General features: G+C 36.5%; 18 protein-coding genes and 1 tRNA gene. 7 read left to right on the top strand and 12 right to left on the bottom strand.

Annotated elements, in window-relative coordinates; all coding sequences use genetic code 11:
- A complete protein-coding gene (locus BLT95_RS06955; RefSeq protein WP_089665388.1) occupies positions 1 to 1014 on the top strand; it encodes an FAD:protein FMN transferase in 1014 nt (337 codons plus the stop codon).
- On the opposite strand, the gene BLT95_RS06950 is transcribed toward BLT95_RS06955, so the two are convergent.
- From BLT95_RS06950 to gpmI, 6 genes are read right to left on the bottom strand one after another with little or no spacing between them, the layout of a single operon-like run.
- Entirely contained in the window at positions 1015 to 1779 is a 765-nt protein-coding gene (locus BLT95_RS06950; RefSeq protein ID WP_089665387.1) for a class I SAM-dependent methyltransferase, read from the bottom strand. It abuts the gene before it with no gap.
- Positions 1780 to 1782: 3 nt separating this feature from the next.
- Positions 1783 to 2346 (bottom strand): HNH endonuclease, encoded by a 564-nt coding sequence (locus tag BLT95_RS06945; RefSeq protein ID WP_089665386.1) that lies wholly within the window; start codon positions 2344 to 2346, stop codon positions 1783 to 1785.
- Entirely contained in the window at positions 2339 to 3154 is an 816-nt protein-coding gene (gene map, locus BLT95_RS06940; RefSeq protein WP_089665385.1) for a type I methionyl aminopeptidase, read from the bottom strand. The genes BLT95_RS06945 and map overlap by 8 nt, the downstream gene beginning before the upstream one ends.
- Before the next feature lie 8 nt (positions 3155 to 3162).
- Positions 3163 to 3567: a hydrolase gene (locus BLT95_RS06935; RefSeq protein WP_089665384.1), complete on the bottom strand. Its 405-nt coding sequence runs from the start codon at positions 3565 to 3567 to the stop codon at positions 3163 to 3165.
- A 52-nt stretch (positions 3568 to 3619) separates the two neighbouring features.
- Positions 3620 to 4174 carry a thioredoxin family protein gene (locus BLT95_RS06930; RefSeq protein WP_089665383.1) on the bottom strand — a complete coding sequence of 185 codons (555 nt, stop codon included), beginning with the start codon at positions 4172 to 4174 and terminating at the stop codon, positions 3620 to 3622.
- Between the two features lie 5 nt (positions 4175 to 4179).
- Positions 4180 to 5700 carry a 2,3-bisphosphoglycerate-independent phosphoglycerate mutase gene (gene gpmI / locus BLT95_RS06925; RefSeq protein WP_089665382.1) on the bottom strand — a complete coding sequence of 507 codons (1521 nt, stop codon included), beginning with the start codon at positions 5698 to 5700 and terminating at the stop codon, positions 4180 to 4182.
- A 473-nt stretch (positions 5701 to 6173) separates the two neighbouring features.
- Here gpmI and BLT95_RS06920 point away from each other — a divergent pair, with 473 nt between their 5' ends.
- Positions 6174 to 6911: a murein L,D-transpeptidase catalytic domain family protein gene (locus tag BLT95_RS06920; protein WP_089665381.1), complete on the top strand. Its 738-nt coding sequence runs from the start codon at positions 6174 to 6176 to the stop codon at positions 6909 to 6911.
- On the opposite strand, the gene BLT95_RS06915 is transcribed toward BLT95_RS06920, so the two are convergent.
- The 3 genes from BLT95_RS06915 to BLT95_RS06905 are packed head-to-tail and all read right to left on the bottom strand — an operon-like array spanning position 6912 to position 9411.
- The gene (locus BLT95_RS06915; RefSeq protein WP_089665380.1) at positions 6912 to 8543 is read right to left on the bottom strand and encodes a L,D-transpeptidase family protein; all 1632 of its coding nucleotides are present in this window, start codon (positions 8541 to 8543) and stop codon (positions 6912 to 6914) included.
- A 29-nt stretch (positions 8544 to 8572) separates the two neighbouring features.
- Positions 8573 to 8857: a GNAT family N-acetyltransferase gene (locus BLT95_RS06910; RefSeq protein ID WP_089665379.1), complete on the bottom strand. Its 285-nt coding sequence runs from the start codon at positions 8855 to 8857 to the stop codon at positions 8573 to 8575.
- Between the two features lie 2 nt (positions 8858 to 8859).
- Positions 8860 to 9411 carry an ATP-dependent Clp protease proteolytic subunit gene (locus BLT95_RS06905; protein ID WP_089666867.1) on the bottom strand — a complete coding sequence of 184 codons (552 nt, stop codon included), beginning with the start codon at positions 9409 to 9411 and terminating at the stop codon, positions 8860 to 8862.
- 47 nt (positions 9412 to 9458) lie between these two features.
- On the opposite strand from BLT95_RS06905, the gene BLT95_RS06900 reads away from it, so the two are divergent.
- Together BLT95_RS06900 and BLT95_RS06895 are read left to right on the top strand one after the other, a co-directional pair.
- Positions 9459 to 9911, top strand: coding sequence for a GNAT family N-acetyltransferase (locus BLT95_RS06900; RefSeq protein ID WP_231896426.1), 453 nt, complete (start codon positions 9459 to 9461; stop codon positions 9909 to 9911).
- Between the two features lie 46 nt (positions 9912 to 9957).
- A tRNA-Gly gene (locus BLT95_RS06895) sits at positions 9958 to 10030 on the top strand.
- Between the two features lie 192 nt (positions 10031 to 10222).
- Here the strand turns inward: BLT95_RS06895 and rho are convergent.
- Complete coding sequence (gene rho / locus BLT95_RS06890) at positions 10223 to 11860, bottom strand: transcription termination factor Rho (RefSeq protein ID WP_089665377.1); 1638 nt, start codon at positions 11858 to 11860, stop codon at positions 10223 to 10225.
- A 191-nt stretch (positions 11861 to 12051) separates the two neighbouring features.
- On the opposite strand from rho, the gene BLT95_RS06885 reads away from it, so the two are divergent.
- Positions 12052 to 12462, top strand: a complete 411-nt coding sequence (locus BLT95_RS06885) for a DUF4293 domain-containing protein (protein WP_089665376.1) — start codon at positions 12052 to 12054, stop codon at positions 12460 to 12462.
- 62 nt (positions 12463 to 12524) lie between these two features.
- Here the strand turns inward: BLT95_RS06885 and BLT95_RS06880 are convergent, their stop codons facing one another.
- The gene (locus BLT95_RS06880; protein ID WP_089665375.1) at positions 12525 to 13013 is read right to left on the bottom strand and encodes a metallophosphoesterase family protein; all 489 of its coding nucleotides are present in this window, start codon (positions 13011 to 13013) and stop codon (positions 12525 to 12527) included.
- Positions 13014 to 13122: 109 nt separating this feature from the next.
- Between BLT95_RS06880 and truA the strand changes: the two genes are divergently transcribed.
- Together truA and BLT95_RS06870 are read left to right on the top strand one after the other, a co-directional pair.
- Positions 13123 to 13869: a tRNA pseudouridine(38-40) synthase TruA gene (gene truA / locus BLT95_RS06875; protein ID WP_172822575.1), complete on the top strand. Its 747-nt coding sequence runs from the start codon at positions 13123 to 13125 to the stop codon at positions 13867 to 13869.
- The gene (locus BLT95_RS06870; RefSeq protein WP_089665373.1) at positions 13870 to 15636 is read left to right on the top strand and encodes an ABC transporter ATP-binding protein; all 1767 of its coding nucleotides are present in this window, start codon (positions 13870 to 13872) and stop codon (positions 15634 to 15636) included.
- An 11-nt stretch (positions 15637 to 15647) separates the two neighbouring features.
- On the opposite strand, the gene cdaA is transcribed toward BLT95_RS06870, so the two are convergent.
- Complete coding sequence (cdaA, locus tag BLT95_RS06865) at positions 15648 to 16421, bottom strand: diadenylate cyclase CdaA (protein ID WP_089665372.1); 774 nt, start codon at positions 16419 to 16421, stop codon at positions 15648 to 15650.
- Between the last annotated feature and the right edge of the window lie 28 nt (positions 16422 to 16449).

Genomic DNA, 16449 nt, shown 5'->3' with positions numbered 1-16449 from the left:
ATGAAAAGATCTATTTTTTTATTTTTTGCTTCTGTGGTTTTAATATCATGTAATTCAGATACTGCTGTTAATAGTCATGACTACTCTGGGGAAGCACTTGGAACTACCTATATGGTACGTTATTTTTCAGAAGAAAATCTAAAATTTGAAAGATCTCTAGATAGTATTCTTGAAGATATCAATTCTTCGATGAGCACATATATTACGAAGTCTGATATTTCCAGAATTAATAGGGGAGATACCACGGTGAAAGTAGATCATCATTTTGTGGAGGTGTTTAATGCTTCAGAAAAGATATTCAAACAAACTGACGGTTTCTTTGATCCTACGGTGGGAGTTCTAGTCAATGCTTATGGTTTTGGTCCCGGAAAACCGCTTAAAAAGATAGATAGTGTAAAACTTGATTCTTTGAAAAGTCTTGTAGGTTTTGATAAAATTGAAATAAAGAATGATAGAACTGTAAATAAGAAAAACCCGTTTATTTACCTCGATTTTAATGCGATTGCCAAGGGGTATACAATAGACGTGATTGCAGATTATCTGGAAGCTAAAAATGTTGAGAATTACCTTATCGAACTTGGAGGGGAACTAAGAGCAAGGGGAAAGAATCTCGACAGTGATTCAGAATGGATCGTTGGTATCGATGATCCAAATCAAGTGGGAGGAAATCGTAAATTACAGGCGAAAGTAAAACTTTCTAATGCCGCTATGGCAACTTCGGGAAATTACAGGAAGTACAGAACCGATTCCCTCACCGGACAGAAATTCGTGCATACGATCAATCCGTTATCAGGTAAAGCAGAGAGGAGTAATTTATTAAGTGCTTCTGTGATCGCTGAGAATTGTATGCTTGCAGATGGTTACGCTACGGCTTTTATGGCACTGGGACTGGAAAAAAGTAAAGCGGTACTCGAAGAACTTGAGAATGTAGAAGTCTACATCTTATATTCTTCTGAAGATGGTAAAATGAAAGTTTATCGGTCTCCGGGTTTTGAAAAGAACCTGGTTGAATAATTATTTATAACAAACGGGAATTATTTCCCCTTTAGCCAGGCGATATTTGTCAATTTCGGTCTCGCTTAATTCTAAAGTGTAATTTGCTTCTTCCACTTTAAAGCCAATCGCTCTTAATTTATCGAAGAAATCTCTTCCGTAGACCCGAACATGATCATACTGTCCAAAGATCTTAGCACGTTCTTTAGGATCTGTTATTGAATCATCCTGAAAAGTTTCAGCTCTATCCAATTCCTGCGGAATTTGCAGAATAGCGGTTCCACCAGGTTTCAGGATTCGATAAAGTTCATTCATGGCCTTTGTATCATCCGGTATATGTTCCAGCACGTGGTTACATAAAATAAAGTCGAAACTCTTATCTTCAAAAGGAAGATCACAAATATCAGCTTTCACATCTGCTAAAGGCGAATTGAGATCGGTAGTGGTATAATCAAGATTTGATAATTTCCTGAAACGTTTATAAAAAGCCTGTTCAGGAGCAAAATGCAATACCTTTAAATTCTTATTGAAAAATTCTGTCTCATTTTTCAGATAAAGCCATAGAAGCCTGTGCCTTTCTAATGAAAGGGTAGAAGGGGAAAGTACATTTTCCCGCTGATTTTCGTAACCATAAGGCAAAAACTTTTTGAAACTACTCCCATCAATGGGATCGGTATATAGAGAGCCTTTAAGATAGATCTTTAAAAACGGCCTTACCAGGTAACTAATTCTAATAAGAAAAGGCCTGGGAACTTTATTTAAGGCCAGTTTAAAAAGATTACTCATTCTCTATACTTCAATATCTCCCCAGTTTTCACCCGATTTGATACGATACAACTGCATCTCTGATACTCCAAATTGCTTTGCAAGTACTCTTATGCGGGTTTTCCTGTCAGGATCTAAAAGTTTTTTCTTTAGGATAACAGCCTGTGCGTAGGTTAATTTTGAATAAGAGGTTACTTTTCTAAGTTTCCTGTTTTTCTTATTTTCTTTAACCTTAGGACTGTTATATTGATGCTGGACCCATTCGTCTTTGGTGGCCCATGCCAGATTAGAAACGCGATTATCGTTTTTCACGAAATTTTTGTGAATAACGTATTGATCACCTTCTTTTTTCTCTAAAAACAGTTCAGCAATAATACGATGAATGTAATACGTCTTATGTTTTCCATTCTTCAATTTTACCGCGAAGTTTAAATATCCACCTACTCTTCCGCCTTTCATTAAGTCTCCTTCGGGATTTTTCAGATAACTGATCATTCTTCCGAAATTTGAGACTTTGTAGATAAAGCGGTCTTCCCAGGAATCTTTGTGTAGGGTTTTCCAGATTTCCTGTCTGTAACTTTTAATCATAAACTTTTGCTCTAAATTCGTCTTCTTCTGTTGTTTTAATTTTTAAAGATTCATAAATATATTTAAATGTAGATAGTAATTCCGGTTTCCCGTCAACCAGGGCTACATCATGCTCAAAATGAGCACTGGCTTTATTATCAGCGGTTAAGATAGTCCAACCATCTGGTAATTGCTTTATTCTTTTAGTTCCTAAATTTATCATTGGTTCTATGGCAACTACCATCCCTTCAACAAATTTCTTTCCTCTGCCTCTTTTACCGTAATTAGGCATTTCCGGATCTTCATGCATGGTTTTCCCCAATCCATGACCCACGAGTTCTCTAACAACTCCATAGCCATGATCTTCTGTATATTTTTGAATAGCATAACCTACATCTCCAACGCGATTTCCAGCTTTAAATTCTCTTATACCTACATAAAGTGATTCTTTAGTTACTTCAAGAAGCTTTTTAACTTCTGGAGCAACTTCTCCAACTTCAAAAGTATAGGCATGATCCCCATAGAAACCATTTTTAATAGCTCCACAGTCTATAGATATGATATCGCCTTCTTTAAGTGGATTATTATTAGGTATTCCATGTACTACCTGAGCATTTGGACTCATGCATAGTGAGTTTGGGAAGTCGTATAAGCCTAAGAAACCTGGGATTGCATTTTGATCTCGTATAAATTCTTCAGCCATTTTATCCAGTTGTAAGGTAGTTACTCCAGGTTTAATTTCAGGAGCAAGCATGCCTAGGGTTTTAGACACAACAAGTGCACTCTCACGCATTAATTCTATCTCTTCTCTGGATTTTGGTATAATCATATAGTTTTTTAAAATCTTCCGAATAACCCGGATCTTTTCTTTTTGTTTTCTTTCTGCGGGCGATTTTCGATACTAAGTTTTTGGAAAATTTCTCCCCAACCTTTCATCCCGCCAAGGTTACGGTCATCAATAAAAATATCTGCCAGTATCTTTCTGCTTATTGTGCCATCAAATTCTTCTTCCGGATAACTCTTATTTACCGCATAAAATTTAAGTCCGTTCTTTTTGCAAAATTCAACGGCTTCTTCAAGTCTTTCATTATTGCGATAGGTCCAAAGAATAAGTCGATGACCTTCCTCCTGTAATTTTTTCAGAGATTCGAAGGCAAAAAGCAAAGGTTTTCCAATTTCAGGAAATCTGTTCTCCACGATAGTACCATCAAAATCAACTGCTATGGTAAGAGAATTAGGCATAAAGCAAAATTACTTAATATTTTTTGATTTGAATATTGTTGAAGACTCTAAGTTAGTCTGCGTAAGAATCTTTGTATTCTTTCCCGCTAACGATCTTTGCAATATCTTCTTCGATGCTCTCCTCTTGTGAATATTCAACAAATCTATTCACTTCTTTACCTTCTTTATAGAAAATTATCGTTGGTACATGATGTACGTTCAACTCTTCCTCAATTTTGGATGGGGTTGTTTTATTGTAATCAACCGCAACCATATCTATATTCTTATAATCATACCCTGCGTTATCAAGAATCTTTATAAGTTTTGGAATTTCTCTTTTACTATCGCCACACCAGGTTCCCATGAGTACCTTGATCTCATAATCGGCCAGATTTTCATCAATTGTAGACATGGCTTCTGGCTTAGGTGAAAATTTTTCATAGCGAGGAGCAAACCAGGATGAGAATGGTTTTTGTTGTAAATCATTTTTTGTAAACTCTCCTAAAAGCATGTCTTCTTGAGTATTTTCAGAATCTGGAACATCTTTTTCTACTTCTGAATTAGATTTACTCACGGTATTTCCACAACTTAATGTGATAATTGCGAGTAGTATTAAAAATTTATTCATAAAAATTAAATTAATGGATCTTCGGTCATAAGATCAGGTTGTGTAATACCCATAAGCTTTAAAATAGTCGGAGCGATATTCCCTAACTTACCATCTTTTATTGCTTTTACGTCTTTATCCATCAAAATTAATGGAACGGGATTCGTGGTATGGGCTGTATTTGGACTGCCATCAGGATTTTTCATTACTTCGCTATTGCCGTGATCAGCAATTAGAATGACCGAATAATTATGGTCGTAGGCCAGTTCTGCTACCTCCTTTGCACATGTATCAACGGTCTCACATGCTTTGACCGCCGCATCAAAATCACCTGTGTGTCCAACCATATCGGGATTGGCAAAATTCAAACAAATAAAATCAGCAGACTCTTTATCAATTTCGTGAACGATCTTATCTTTAATTTCAAAAGCACTCATTTCGGGTTGCAGATCATACGTTGCAACTTTTGGAGAATTGCACATAATCCTTTTTTCTCCCCCAAATGGCTCTTCCCTGCCACCAGAAAAGAAAAAGGTAACATGTGGGTATTTTTCAGTTTCAGCAATTCTTATCTGCTTTTTCCCCTCATATTCCAGTACTTCTCCTAGTGTAGCTTTAATGTTAGATTTCTTATATATAACATTAACATTCTTAAATCTATCATCATACTTGGTCATTGTGACATAGTACAATGCCAGTTTTTTCATATCATATTCCGGGAAATCATCCTGGGAAAGTGCTTGTGTTAATTGTCTGCCTCTATCTGTTCTAAAGTTAAAATAGATAACCACCTCCTTTTCTCTAAGCTGTGCAACTGGATTACCATTAGTATCTGTAATAACAATTGGCTTGATAAATTCATCGCTTACGTTATTATCATAACTTTCCTGGATGGCATTTACTGCATCTGTAGATTTTTGACCTGCACCCTTTACAATAAGATCGTATGCCTGTTTTACACGTTCCCATCTTCTATCACGATCCATCGCATAATATCTTCCGATAACCGAGGCGAGCTTTGAATTTGTTTGTGTAAGGTGAGGCATAAGTTCTTCAATAAAACCTTTACCGGAATGAGGGTCAACATCCCGACCATCAGTAAATGCGTGAACATATTTCTCTTTAACACCTAACTTTTCTGCAGCAGATAATAATCCTTTTAGGTGATTAATATGCGAGTGAACGCCACCATCACTTAAAAGACCCATAAAATGAATGGGTTTATTGTTTTTAACTGCATAGGAGAAAGCTTCTTCTAAAACCGGCTCGTCTATAAGAGTATCTTTTTCTACGGCCATATTTATTTTCACCAGGTCCTGATAGACAATACGGCCTGCACCAAGGTTCATGTGTCCAACCTCACTGTTTCCCATCTGACCTTCTGGTAGGCCAACGTTCATTCCGTCAGTTCTAAGACTTGCATGTGGGAATTTTTTATCGAGCAAAGAATCCATAAAAGGTGTTTTTGCCTTCGCAATTGCCGAAACTTCCTCGTTTTGAGTAATGCCCCAGCCATCCAATATCATTAACAGAACTTTCTTATTCATCTCTTTCCGTAGTTTGGGGGCTAAAGATAAAAACATTTCAATGTAATGCCTTGGCTACTGGGTATAATGTTTTATTAAAACTAGCGGGCAAACACGAAGTTGTCTTTATATGGCAATTTTCATTTTATTAGGTTATAAGTGAGTATTTCAATTTCATTTTCTAATCCTAAAACCTATAACTTTTCTAAGAGAAATAATGATCTAACTATCCGGTTTAGAGATGTTAACTAATTTTTCCAATAATTCAGACGGAGATAGCTTAAAAATTTAACATTTAAATTAATTATTAAAGTAATAATTAGAAAATATTCTCGTTTTATTGAAACATTCAATTTTAGTTCTAACCAGTTTAAAATTAGTGTGATAAAAGTCCTGAATGTTAAAAAAAGTGATTTTTTCAAATTCTTTTAAAATATTCGTATGTTGGCAGGACTTTTGGTTTTCATTAACAAAAAAATAGAAAAGGATATTATATGAAGTACAGAATTCTTACCGTTGTTGGCGTATTAATCTTCTCGTTCGCTTTTAGTAGTACTGCCAAAATTAAAAGTAACAATGAATCCAGAATAGCAACGGAACTACCTGTTGATCTTAAAATAAAAAAATCTTTCGAAGAAAAAGTTGCAACACTATATGAAGCTTTTTCAGTGAATAATGCGACAATGCCTAATTTACCTGTATTCGAAAAAGCAATTAGTGGCTATACTAAGCTTGATGAAGCGGGAAATGTTTCCAATCCTCTACTAACTGTAATAGACTTTAATCTTTCTTCAAAAAAGAAAAGAATGTGGATTCTTAACATGGATACCAAAGAGGTAGTTTTTAATACCTATGTTGCACATGGTAAAAATACAGGGGTTGAGTTTGCAAAGAATTTTTCTAATACGGTTAGCTCTCATCAAAGCTCCCTTGGGTTCTATGTTACCGGGGAAACTTATTATGGTAAGAATGGATTATCCCTTTTTATAGATGGTATGGAGAAAGGATTCAACTCCAGGGCTCGTGAACGCTATGTGGTTATTCATGGTGCAGATTATGCTGAACCGGAATTTATCAATAGATATGGAAGGCTGGGTAGAAGTTATGGGTGCCCTGCAGTACCAAATAAGATAGCGAAAGAGCTTATACATAAGATCAAAGGAAAGTCAGTAGTTTATATTCACAAAAGTGACGAAGATTATCTACAAAAATCTAGCTACCTAAACGGCTAATCAGGTTTTTGGTTTTAATAGATCCCAAACTTTATTATCAAGATCGTAGATATCATCAATAAATTTGATGGTATCTTTTTTTTGGTATGCAGTCCAATAGAAATGGTGGACATTCACCGGTTGTTTCACCGGGATTTCAGTTGTTTTTCCAGATTTTAAAATAGCTTCTATTTTATTGTCATCGTACTTTTCCCGATCATTCAAGAGATATTTCGCAAGACCAAGCGCATCCTGCACCCGAACACATCCCGAGCTTTGTGCCCTGGCATTATTCTCGAACAAATTTCTGGATGGGGTATCGTGCAAATAGATCATATATTCATTTGGGTAAATGATCTTTACAATTCCCAAAGGATTTGACGGACCCGCGGGCTGCCTGTAAGTATAGGATCTCGCTTTGGAAGAGTTCCAGTCTACTGTGGAGGGGTCTATAGCGGTCCCTTCGCTGTCATAAATCTTAATATTTTTTTTCTGAAAATATCCTATATCTCTTTTTGCACCGGGAATAACATCATTCTTTTTAATAGTGGGAGGGATCGTCCAGGTAGGATTGTAAATGATATAGCGAACCTTATCTGAAAATACCGGGGTTTTTCGCACTTCTGTACCCACCATTGTCTTGTGGGTTCTTATGGTGTCTCCATTTTTTACAACACTCAGTTCGTAATTGGGAATGTTTATGATAATATAGTGTTCCCCCAGATCCCTTGGATACCATCTCCATCTTTCCATGTTCACCAGAATTTGATGCAGACGATCTTCTTCGGTATAATTTAAGTTTTTTATGGTAGAAGCTCCAAGGAGCGCATCAATTTGCAAGTCATGATCTTTCTGAAATGACATCAATGCATTCTGTATGCTGTCATTAAACCGGGTATTGCTGGAGTCAATAACACCTTTATAATATCCAAGTTCAGAAAGTCTTTTCGTTACTGAGAAAATACGATCATCAGAATCGCCGGGCCTAATCAGTTTTCCTGGTTTTATTGTAGTGGCTGATGTATTTCGCCAGTCGGTCTTTTTAAATTCTTTTAATGCTTTTTTTAGACCCTGGTAAACAATATGGTCTGGTTTTATGGATTCCAGGCTTTCAGTAATACTTTTTTCAGAAATAGCAGTTTCTAATAATTTTTTAGAATCTATTTTATTTAGAGGAGTTCCCCATATCTCATAAATCTCTTTAGGGTTCAGTTTTCCGTTTGCAAGGTCTTTGGAAAGCCTCAAAAAAGAATCGGTAAGAAGAATTTCAAGAAAATTATTTTCTTCTTCGGAATTTGTATCAAGTGAACTTAATAATTTTTGAAGGGTTTCGCCATGATAGTCTTCAAAAAACAATCCGTCTTCTTCAATATTTTCTATATTTCTGAAAAGGTCTTCGCGCAGTTCCCTTTGGTTCCATATTGGTTGAAAATCATTCTCTTTATAAAAATCTGATACTTCAGATAATTGATAAAGTTGATCTATACCGGTTTCAGAATCCGCAAAAAAATCTTCAATATCATCATCCTCAGTAAGAAAAGTTGTTTCTGCAAGGTCGTTTCGTTCTTCGATTCCGGTTTCTTCCTCATTGTTTTTACAAGAGAAGAGAAGGAGCAGGGATATGAAGGCAAATTTAAATACGGGGCTGCGCATAAAAAATTTTAATAGAAAATGTTCAAACCTTAGGAGGCTCGAACATCTTCATAAGATTTATTCATATCGAACTGAACTTCAGCAAAAGGACAGAGGGGGTCTATTTTCAAATTATGCTGACGGGCAAATTCAACACTCTCCTTTATGAGACTGGATCCAATTCCCTGGTTTTCCATTTCTCGTTTCACTTCAGTATGATCTATAGTAAGAATATTATTCTCATTCTTGCGATAGGTGAGTTCTGCAATGAGGCCTTTCTCATTTTCAATATAGAACATCCCGCGGCTATTGCTCTCTTTATGCTTTATTTCCATAATTATTTTTTATAGATACCATCTACAATTCCATACTCCATAGACTCTTGCGCATCCATCCAGTAATCACGATTAAAATCCTTTAAAACCTTTTCAACCGTCTGCCCGCAATTTTCGGCAAGAATTTCAGCACTTAAATGCTTTGTTTTTAATATTTCGTTTGCTGCGATCTCAATATTAGAAGCCTGTCCGCGTGCTCCGCCACTTGGTTGATGGATCATTACTTTCGCGTGGGGTTGAATAAATCTTCTCCCTTTTTTTCCTGCCGAAAGGAGTATAGATCCCATAGAAGCAGCCAGTCCTGTGCAAATAGTTGAAACAGGAGATTCAAGGCTCATAATAGTATCATAAATAGCAAATCCATCTGTTACGTAACCACCCGGACTATTTATAAAAAGTTCAATTTCACCTTCGCCTTCAAGATCCAGATATTCAAGCCTGTCAATTACATATTTGGCAGTTTTATCACTTACCTCGCCCCACATGTAGATCTTTCTTTTTTCTAATAATTTATTATCAATTAAATCCTGAATCTTTCCGGTTTTATTTTTCATGAAATCCATTTATGCTTATTTGTTTAGTTGTAAGTGTAGCTAAAAATATGACTATTTTAGCAGAAAACAGGATCATGGAACTGGCATTTAACAAGATTTTAAAAGAAGATTTTCAGCAGGTTTTACCTTTCCTTAAAAAACTGCATGAACACCCACCTGAAGAAGAATTGCTTAAAAGCCGACTGTTGGAAATGTTCGATCAAAATTATGAATGTTTTGGAATATATATGAATAAAAATTTGATTGGAGTCTTTGGTTTATGGTTTATGACGAGACATTATGCTGGTAGAGCCTGTGAGGTAGATCATGTTTATATTGAAGAGCAGTATCAGGGCAAAGGATTAGGTAGATCTTTAATGGAATTTATTCATCAATATGCTGAATCTAAGAACTGTGAAACGATGGAATTGAATAGTTATGTTGAAAATTTTGGATCTCATAAATTTTATATGAACCTGGGATATATTATTAGAGGATATCATTTTTTAAAAAAGCTGTAAAATTTTTGGTTTTTGGAATTGTTTCAGATTATATTTGCAGCCACAGGCGGGAGTAGCTCAGTTGGTAGAGCGTCAGCCTTCCAAGCTGAATGTCGCCGGTTCGAACCCGGTCTCCCGCTCTAAAAGCTTCATCGAAAGGTGAAGCTTTTTTTATTTCTGAAATTTAGAGTTCTGTCAGGCTGAACTTATCTCAGCCTCTCATAATCTAGAAGTTGCTAAAAATAGATCAATAAGATGTTACCTGAATTTATTGCATTAAAAAAGCCGAAAGTTCTACTTTCGGCTTTCATAAGTAGGGTTTAACAGTGTTTTTAACCGTTCATGGAGATTAAAAACTCTTCGTTATTTCTAGTATTCCTGATTTTATCATTGATGAATTCCATTGCTTCAATAGGATTCATATCTGCAAGATATTTTCTTAGTACCCACATACGCTGTATCGTGGTGTCATCCAGAAGAAGATCGTCTCTACGTGTACTTGAAGAAACTAGATCTATAGCCGGGAATATTCTTCGGTTAGATATTCTTCTGTCTAACTGAAGTTCCATGTTACCGGTTCCTTTAAATTCTTCGAAGATTACTTCGTCCATCTTAGAACCAGTTTCAGTAAGTGCAGTAGCTATTATAGATAGAGAACCACCGTTTTCTATATTTCGCGCCGCACCAAAGAATCTTTTAGGTTTGTGAAGTGCATTCGCATCTACACCACCACTTAGTACTTTACCACTTGCTGGTTGTACGGTATTGTAAGCTCTTGCAAGTCTCGTAATGGAATCCAAAAGGATAACCACATCGTGACCGCATTCTACCAAACGCTTCGCTTTTTCAAGAACGATATTGGCAACTCTTACATGTTCATGCGCTTCCTTGTCGAAAGTAGAAGCAACCACTTCTCCTTTTACATTACGCTGCATATCGGTTACCTCTTCAGGTCTTTCGTCGATAAGCAGAACAATTTGATAAACTTCAGGATGGTTCGCCGCAATTGCATTGGCGATATCCTTAAGTAACATTGTTTTACCGGTTTTAGGCTGGGAAACGATCATTCCACGCTGTCCTTTTCCAATAGGAGCAAAAAGATCCATCACTCTTGTAGAAATTGAACTCTGCTTTTCAGCAAGGTTGAATTTATCCTTAGGGAATAATGGGGTAAGGTGTTCGAAAGAAACACGGTCTCTTACTACCTGTGGATCAAGACCATTTATTTTATTGATCTTTATAAGAGGAAAATATTTCTCACCTTCTTTAGGTGGCCTGATTTGCCCTTGTACGGTATCTCCGGTTTTAAGTCCGAATAACCTTATTTGAGATTGAGATACATAAATATCATCTGGAGATGTTAGATAGTTGTAGTCTGAAGATCTCAGGAAACCATAGTTATCCTGCATGATATCCAGTACTCCTTCACTTTCTATGATCGCATCGAACTCATAATCTGGTTCGCGGTAACGGTTTCTGTTATCACGATTCCCATTATTTTTTTTGTGATCGTTACGATTGTCGCTGCGATTAGCATTCCTGTTATCGTTACGATTATCGTTTCTGTTATCACTTCGGTTGTCGTTTCTTCCGCGATTCTCCTTTTTAGGATTAGAACTTCTGTCCCGATCATTTTTTGGAGAAGGGGTATTCCTTTTATCTTCTTTTTGAGAAGGAGGGGCGTCTTTTCCTGAAGGTTTAGCGTGAGAAGGTTTTTGATTAGATACCGGTCTGGCTGGTTTTTTGTCACTGCCAACTTTCGCTGGTCTTTTAGCTTTTTCCTTGACTGGAGCTTCTTTTTCGTCGGTAAGAACTTCTTTCACTTTAGAAGGATTTGATGCCTGGTAATCCAGAATCTGATACACCAAATCTAGTTTTTTCAAGGTCTTGTACTTAGGAACGTTAAGCGTTTGAGCAATTTCCTTAAGTTCAGGAAGCTTTTTAGCTTTTAATTCTGAAATTTCAAACATGAATGCGTTTAAATAATTTTTTTTGGATTGATTTTAAAACTTCTCGAGGAAGAATAAAAAGTTTTGGAGACTTAAGTAACCAACGTTGAATGGGTTACGAAATGTTCCTGCAATAATACAACTTTATTTTAAACTTTTACACAGGAATTCTAAAAAGAATCTTTTATTTTTGTGCCGCAATAGCAACAAATATGCTTCAAAGAATACAAACTGTTTACTTATTACTGGCAGCAATAACAATGGCTGGGCTTATATTTGTATTTTCACTCTGGACAAATTCTGCAGGGGAAGAAGTATATGCTCAGGACGAGTTAATTGCGTTTGGAATGTTTCTTGGGTCGGCAGCTATTTCTTTAGTAAGCATTTTTATGTTTAAAAATAGAAAGCTTCAGTTTGTACTGGGGCGCCTAAATATAATATTAAATCTTTTTTTACTAGGAGTGTTTGTTTATTGGTCTCTAACTTTACCTGGAGAAATGGATATTTCAGAGAAGGGTATTGGGATGTTTCTTCCTATTATTTCTATCGTTTTTATTGTTTTGGCCAATAAGGCCATCAAAAAGGACGAAGATCTCGTAAAATCTGTTGACCGATTACGATAAGCCTATCATCTTAGTAGTATTAGTGCGTGAAAAACCCGAAGTGAAATCTTCGGGTTTTTTGATTATTCCAGTTCAATAACTTCAAGATCGCTAATTTCCTTTCCGTCTATTTTAAATCTTAACATGGTTCTCTTTTTATGAAATCCCTGTTTGCCAGCAGCACCAGGGTTCATGTGAAGTAATTTGAGATTTTTATCATTCATCACCTTTAAAATATGTGAGTGACCCGATATGAATATCTTTGGAGGATTTTTTTTAATATCTTCTTTCACAGGCGGGGAATATCTTCCCGGATATCCACCAATATGTGTGATCCAGACATCAACATCTTCACACATAAACCTGTTGTTTAGCGGAAATTCCTTTCTAATGGTCGCATTATCAATATTTCCATAAACCCCTTTTATAGGTTTAATAGCTGCTAATTGATCGGTTACTTCAAGCGAACCTATATCACCTGCATGCCAAATTTCATCAGCTTGTGCCGCGTAATGGAGAATCCTGTCATCCATATGTCCATGAGTATCGCTAAGAAGAAGGATATTTTTCAAATCGTAAAACTTTTAAATTTCGTTTAACAAAGGATGCGGCTTTAAAGACTTTTTCCTTGCTATAATTGCCTTATCTTTGCATTTCGCAAATATAAAAATAAAGCGGAGCTTGCGGTACTTTATAGAACTCTCATATTTTGGAAAAGCCTATCATGGTTGGCAAAATCAGCCAAACTCTATTAGTGTTCAGGAGCTTCTGGAAAATAATATAAGCAAAATATTAGGTTCCTATATTCAGATTGTCGGAGCTGGAAGAACAGATGCAGGGGTTCATGCAAAACAAATGTTTGCTCATTTTGATCATCAGGATGCTATAGATGCTGATCTTTTAAAGTATAAGCTGAATTCTATGCTTCCTAAGGATATAGCAATTTCAGAAATATTCCGGGTAAAAGAAGATGCTCATGCTCGCTTTGATGCGGTTTCCAGAAGTTATGAATACCACATCATTCAGGAAAAAGACCCGTTTAATAAGGATTCAGCCTGGTTTTTGAAACATGATCTTGATGTTGAGAAAATGAATATGGCCGCTGCCATTTTAAAAGACTATACTAATTTTAAGTGTTTTTCTAAAAGCAGAACCGATGTAAGAACTTATAATTGTAGAATAGATGAGGCTGAATGGAGGTTAGAAGGTAAGAAGTTAGTTTTTCATATTACCGCAGACAGGTTTCTAAGAAATATGGTGAGGGCTGTGGTAGGTACCCTGGTAGAAATTGGTCAGAAAAAACACAGTGTGTCTTATATGCACGAGGTAATTAAAAGTGAAGATAGAGGGATGGCTGGAACTTCTGTGCCGGCACATGGATTGTACTTAACCGGGATCATATATCCTGATAAAATAAGATTTAACTAGATGGCATCAAAAACTGGGAATGCGTTCGATATGGATTTGTTTAAGCGTTTGCTTAAATATACAAATCCCTATAAACGAATATTTTATTTCGTGGGAGTCGCCGCAATTCTGGTATCGTTATTTGCAGTTTTAAGACCAATCATTCTACAGGAAACAGTAGATGAGGCTTTAATTCCTGCCGACTTTGATAGTCTTATTTATTATGTGAGTTTAATGATGGGCGTCCTGGTCCTGGAAGTCCTGTTTCAATTCTGTTTTATATACTATGCCAACTGGCTCGGGCAGGAAGTTGTACGTGATATTCGTGTGAAGCTTTTCAAGCATATGCTTGGATTTAGAATGAAATATTACGATAAATCTGCTGTTGGTAGATTGGTGACCAGGGCGGTGAGTGATATTGAGACGATTGCCAGCATCTTTAGCCAGGGATTGTTTATGATCATCAGTGATCTCCTTAAGATGCTGGTGGTTATAGGAGTGATGTTCTATAAAAGCTGGGAGCTAACATTGTTGGTACTAACAGTGCTTCCTTTTATAATCTATGCAACCCGTGTTTTTCAGAAGAAAATGAAACTGGCTTTTGAAGAGGTGCGTACTCAGGTAGCAAATCTAAATACGTTTGTTCAGGAGCGAATTACAGGGATGAAGATCGTTCAGCTTTTTACCAGAGAAAAAACTGAATCTGCCAATTTTAAGGAGATTAATAATAAACATAGAAAAGCCTGGGTAAAAACCGTTTGGTATAACTCCATTTTCTTTCCTATTGCTGAAATGTCTACGTCTATTACGATTGGTTTGATCGTTTGGTTCGGAGGTTTAAGAGTGGTTGCTGGTGATGAGATGTCTTTAGGTGTCATTGTGGCTTTTATTGAACTTTCCCAGATGCTATTCAGGCCACTTAGGCAAATCGCAGATAAATTCAATACCCTTCAAATGGGAATGGTTGCAGCAAATCGCGTATTTGATATTCTGGATACCGAAGCGAATATAGAAGACAACGGAAGTTTGGAAATTGGCAATCTAAGAGGCGAGATAGAATTCAAGAATGTGCGCTTTAGCTATGTGGATGATGAAGAGGTTTTAAAAGGGATATCGTTTAAAGTAATTCCGGGAGAAACCGTAGCGATCGTGGGAGCTACCGGAGCAGGGAAATCTACCATTATCAACTTACTTAGCCGTTTCTATGAAATTAATAGCGGCTCCATTTTAGTAGATAATATCGATATTAAGGATATTCAACTTAGATCTTTGAGAGCTCAAATAGCGGTTGTGCTGCAGAACGTATTTCTTTTTGCAGATACTATTATGAATAATATCAACCTGGATAATCCTGATATTTCTGATGAAGATGTGATTAAGGCTGCAAAGCAGATAGGGATTCATGAATTTATTACCTCTCTTCCTAATGGCTATTATTATAATGTAAAAGAAAGGGGAGCGATGCTTTCTTCAGGGCAGCGACAGTTGATCTCATTTTTGAGAGCTTATGTAAGTAATCCAAGCATTCTGGTGTTGGATGAGGCAACATCTTCAGTCGATTCTTACAGTGAGCAACTTATTCAGGATGCGACAGATAAGATCACAGAAGGTAGAACATCTATAGTAATTGCTCACCGTCTAGCAACCATCAAAAAAGCTGATAAGATCATTGTAATGGACCAGGGACAAATCGTTGAAATTGGTGGTCACAAAGAATTGCTTAAGAAGACCGACGGTTATTATAGAAAGTTATACGAAGTCCAGTTTAAAGAGGAAGAGGCGATTTAAAAACAAATCTTTTAACTAAGATCTTCTTTGATCCTGTCTTTTAATTCTTCCATTGTTTCAAACATCACGAACTGTCCGTCTTTTATATAAGAAGTCTGCCCGGTTTCTTCGCTTACAACCAGTGCCAAAGCATCGGTTTTTTCTGTGATTCCAACGGCGGCACGATGTCTTAATCCAAACCTTAGCGGAATAGATCTATCGTTTGAAACCGGCAAAATTACCCGGGTCGCGGTGATCTTATTTTCTTCGATCACCATAGCTCCATCATGTAACGGACTGTTTTTGAAGAAAATGGATTCAAGAATTGGTTGATTCAGTTCTATCTTCATTTTATCCCCGGTATTCTTGACAAAATCCAGTTTGTTGCTTTTTTGTATTACCATAAGCGCTCCCGTATAGGTTTTTCCCATAGTTTCGCATGCGTCTACAATTGCATCAACATTAATTTTTGAATCGAAATCATCCCTGCTGAACTTAAAACTTTTAAAAAATCTACCTTTCTGGGTGAAGTTCGTAGAGCCTATCATTAACAGGAACTTTCTAATTTCTTGCTGAAATACGACGATTAAAGCAAATACTCCAACACCTACAAATTCGCCAAGCACACTGCTCAGTAATTCCATTTGAAGCAACTGGGTAAGTAGCCAGACGAGGTAAATAACAACGATACCAATAAAAATATTAACAGCTACCGTGCCTCTTACCAGTTTATAAACATAGTAAAGCAGAAGGGCTACAAAAACAATATCCAGGATATCGAGAATTCGAAGATCTATGATGTCCAAATTGCGGGGGTTTTATGTAAAAATAGAA

Origin of the sequence: Gramella sp. MAR_2010_147, assembly GCF_900105135.1 — a bacterium.
Lineage (GTDB): Bacteria > Bacteroidota > Bacteroidia > Flavobacteriales > Flavobacteriaceae > Christiangramia.
The sequence above is the reverse complement of the archived record's forward strand: the minus strand, read 5'-3'. Positions and strand labels throughout refer to the sequence as shown.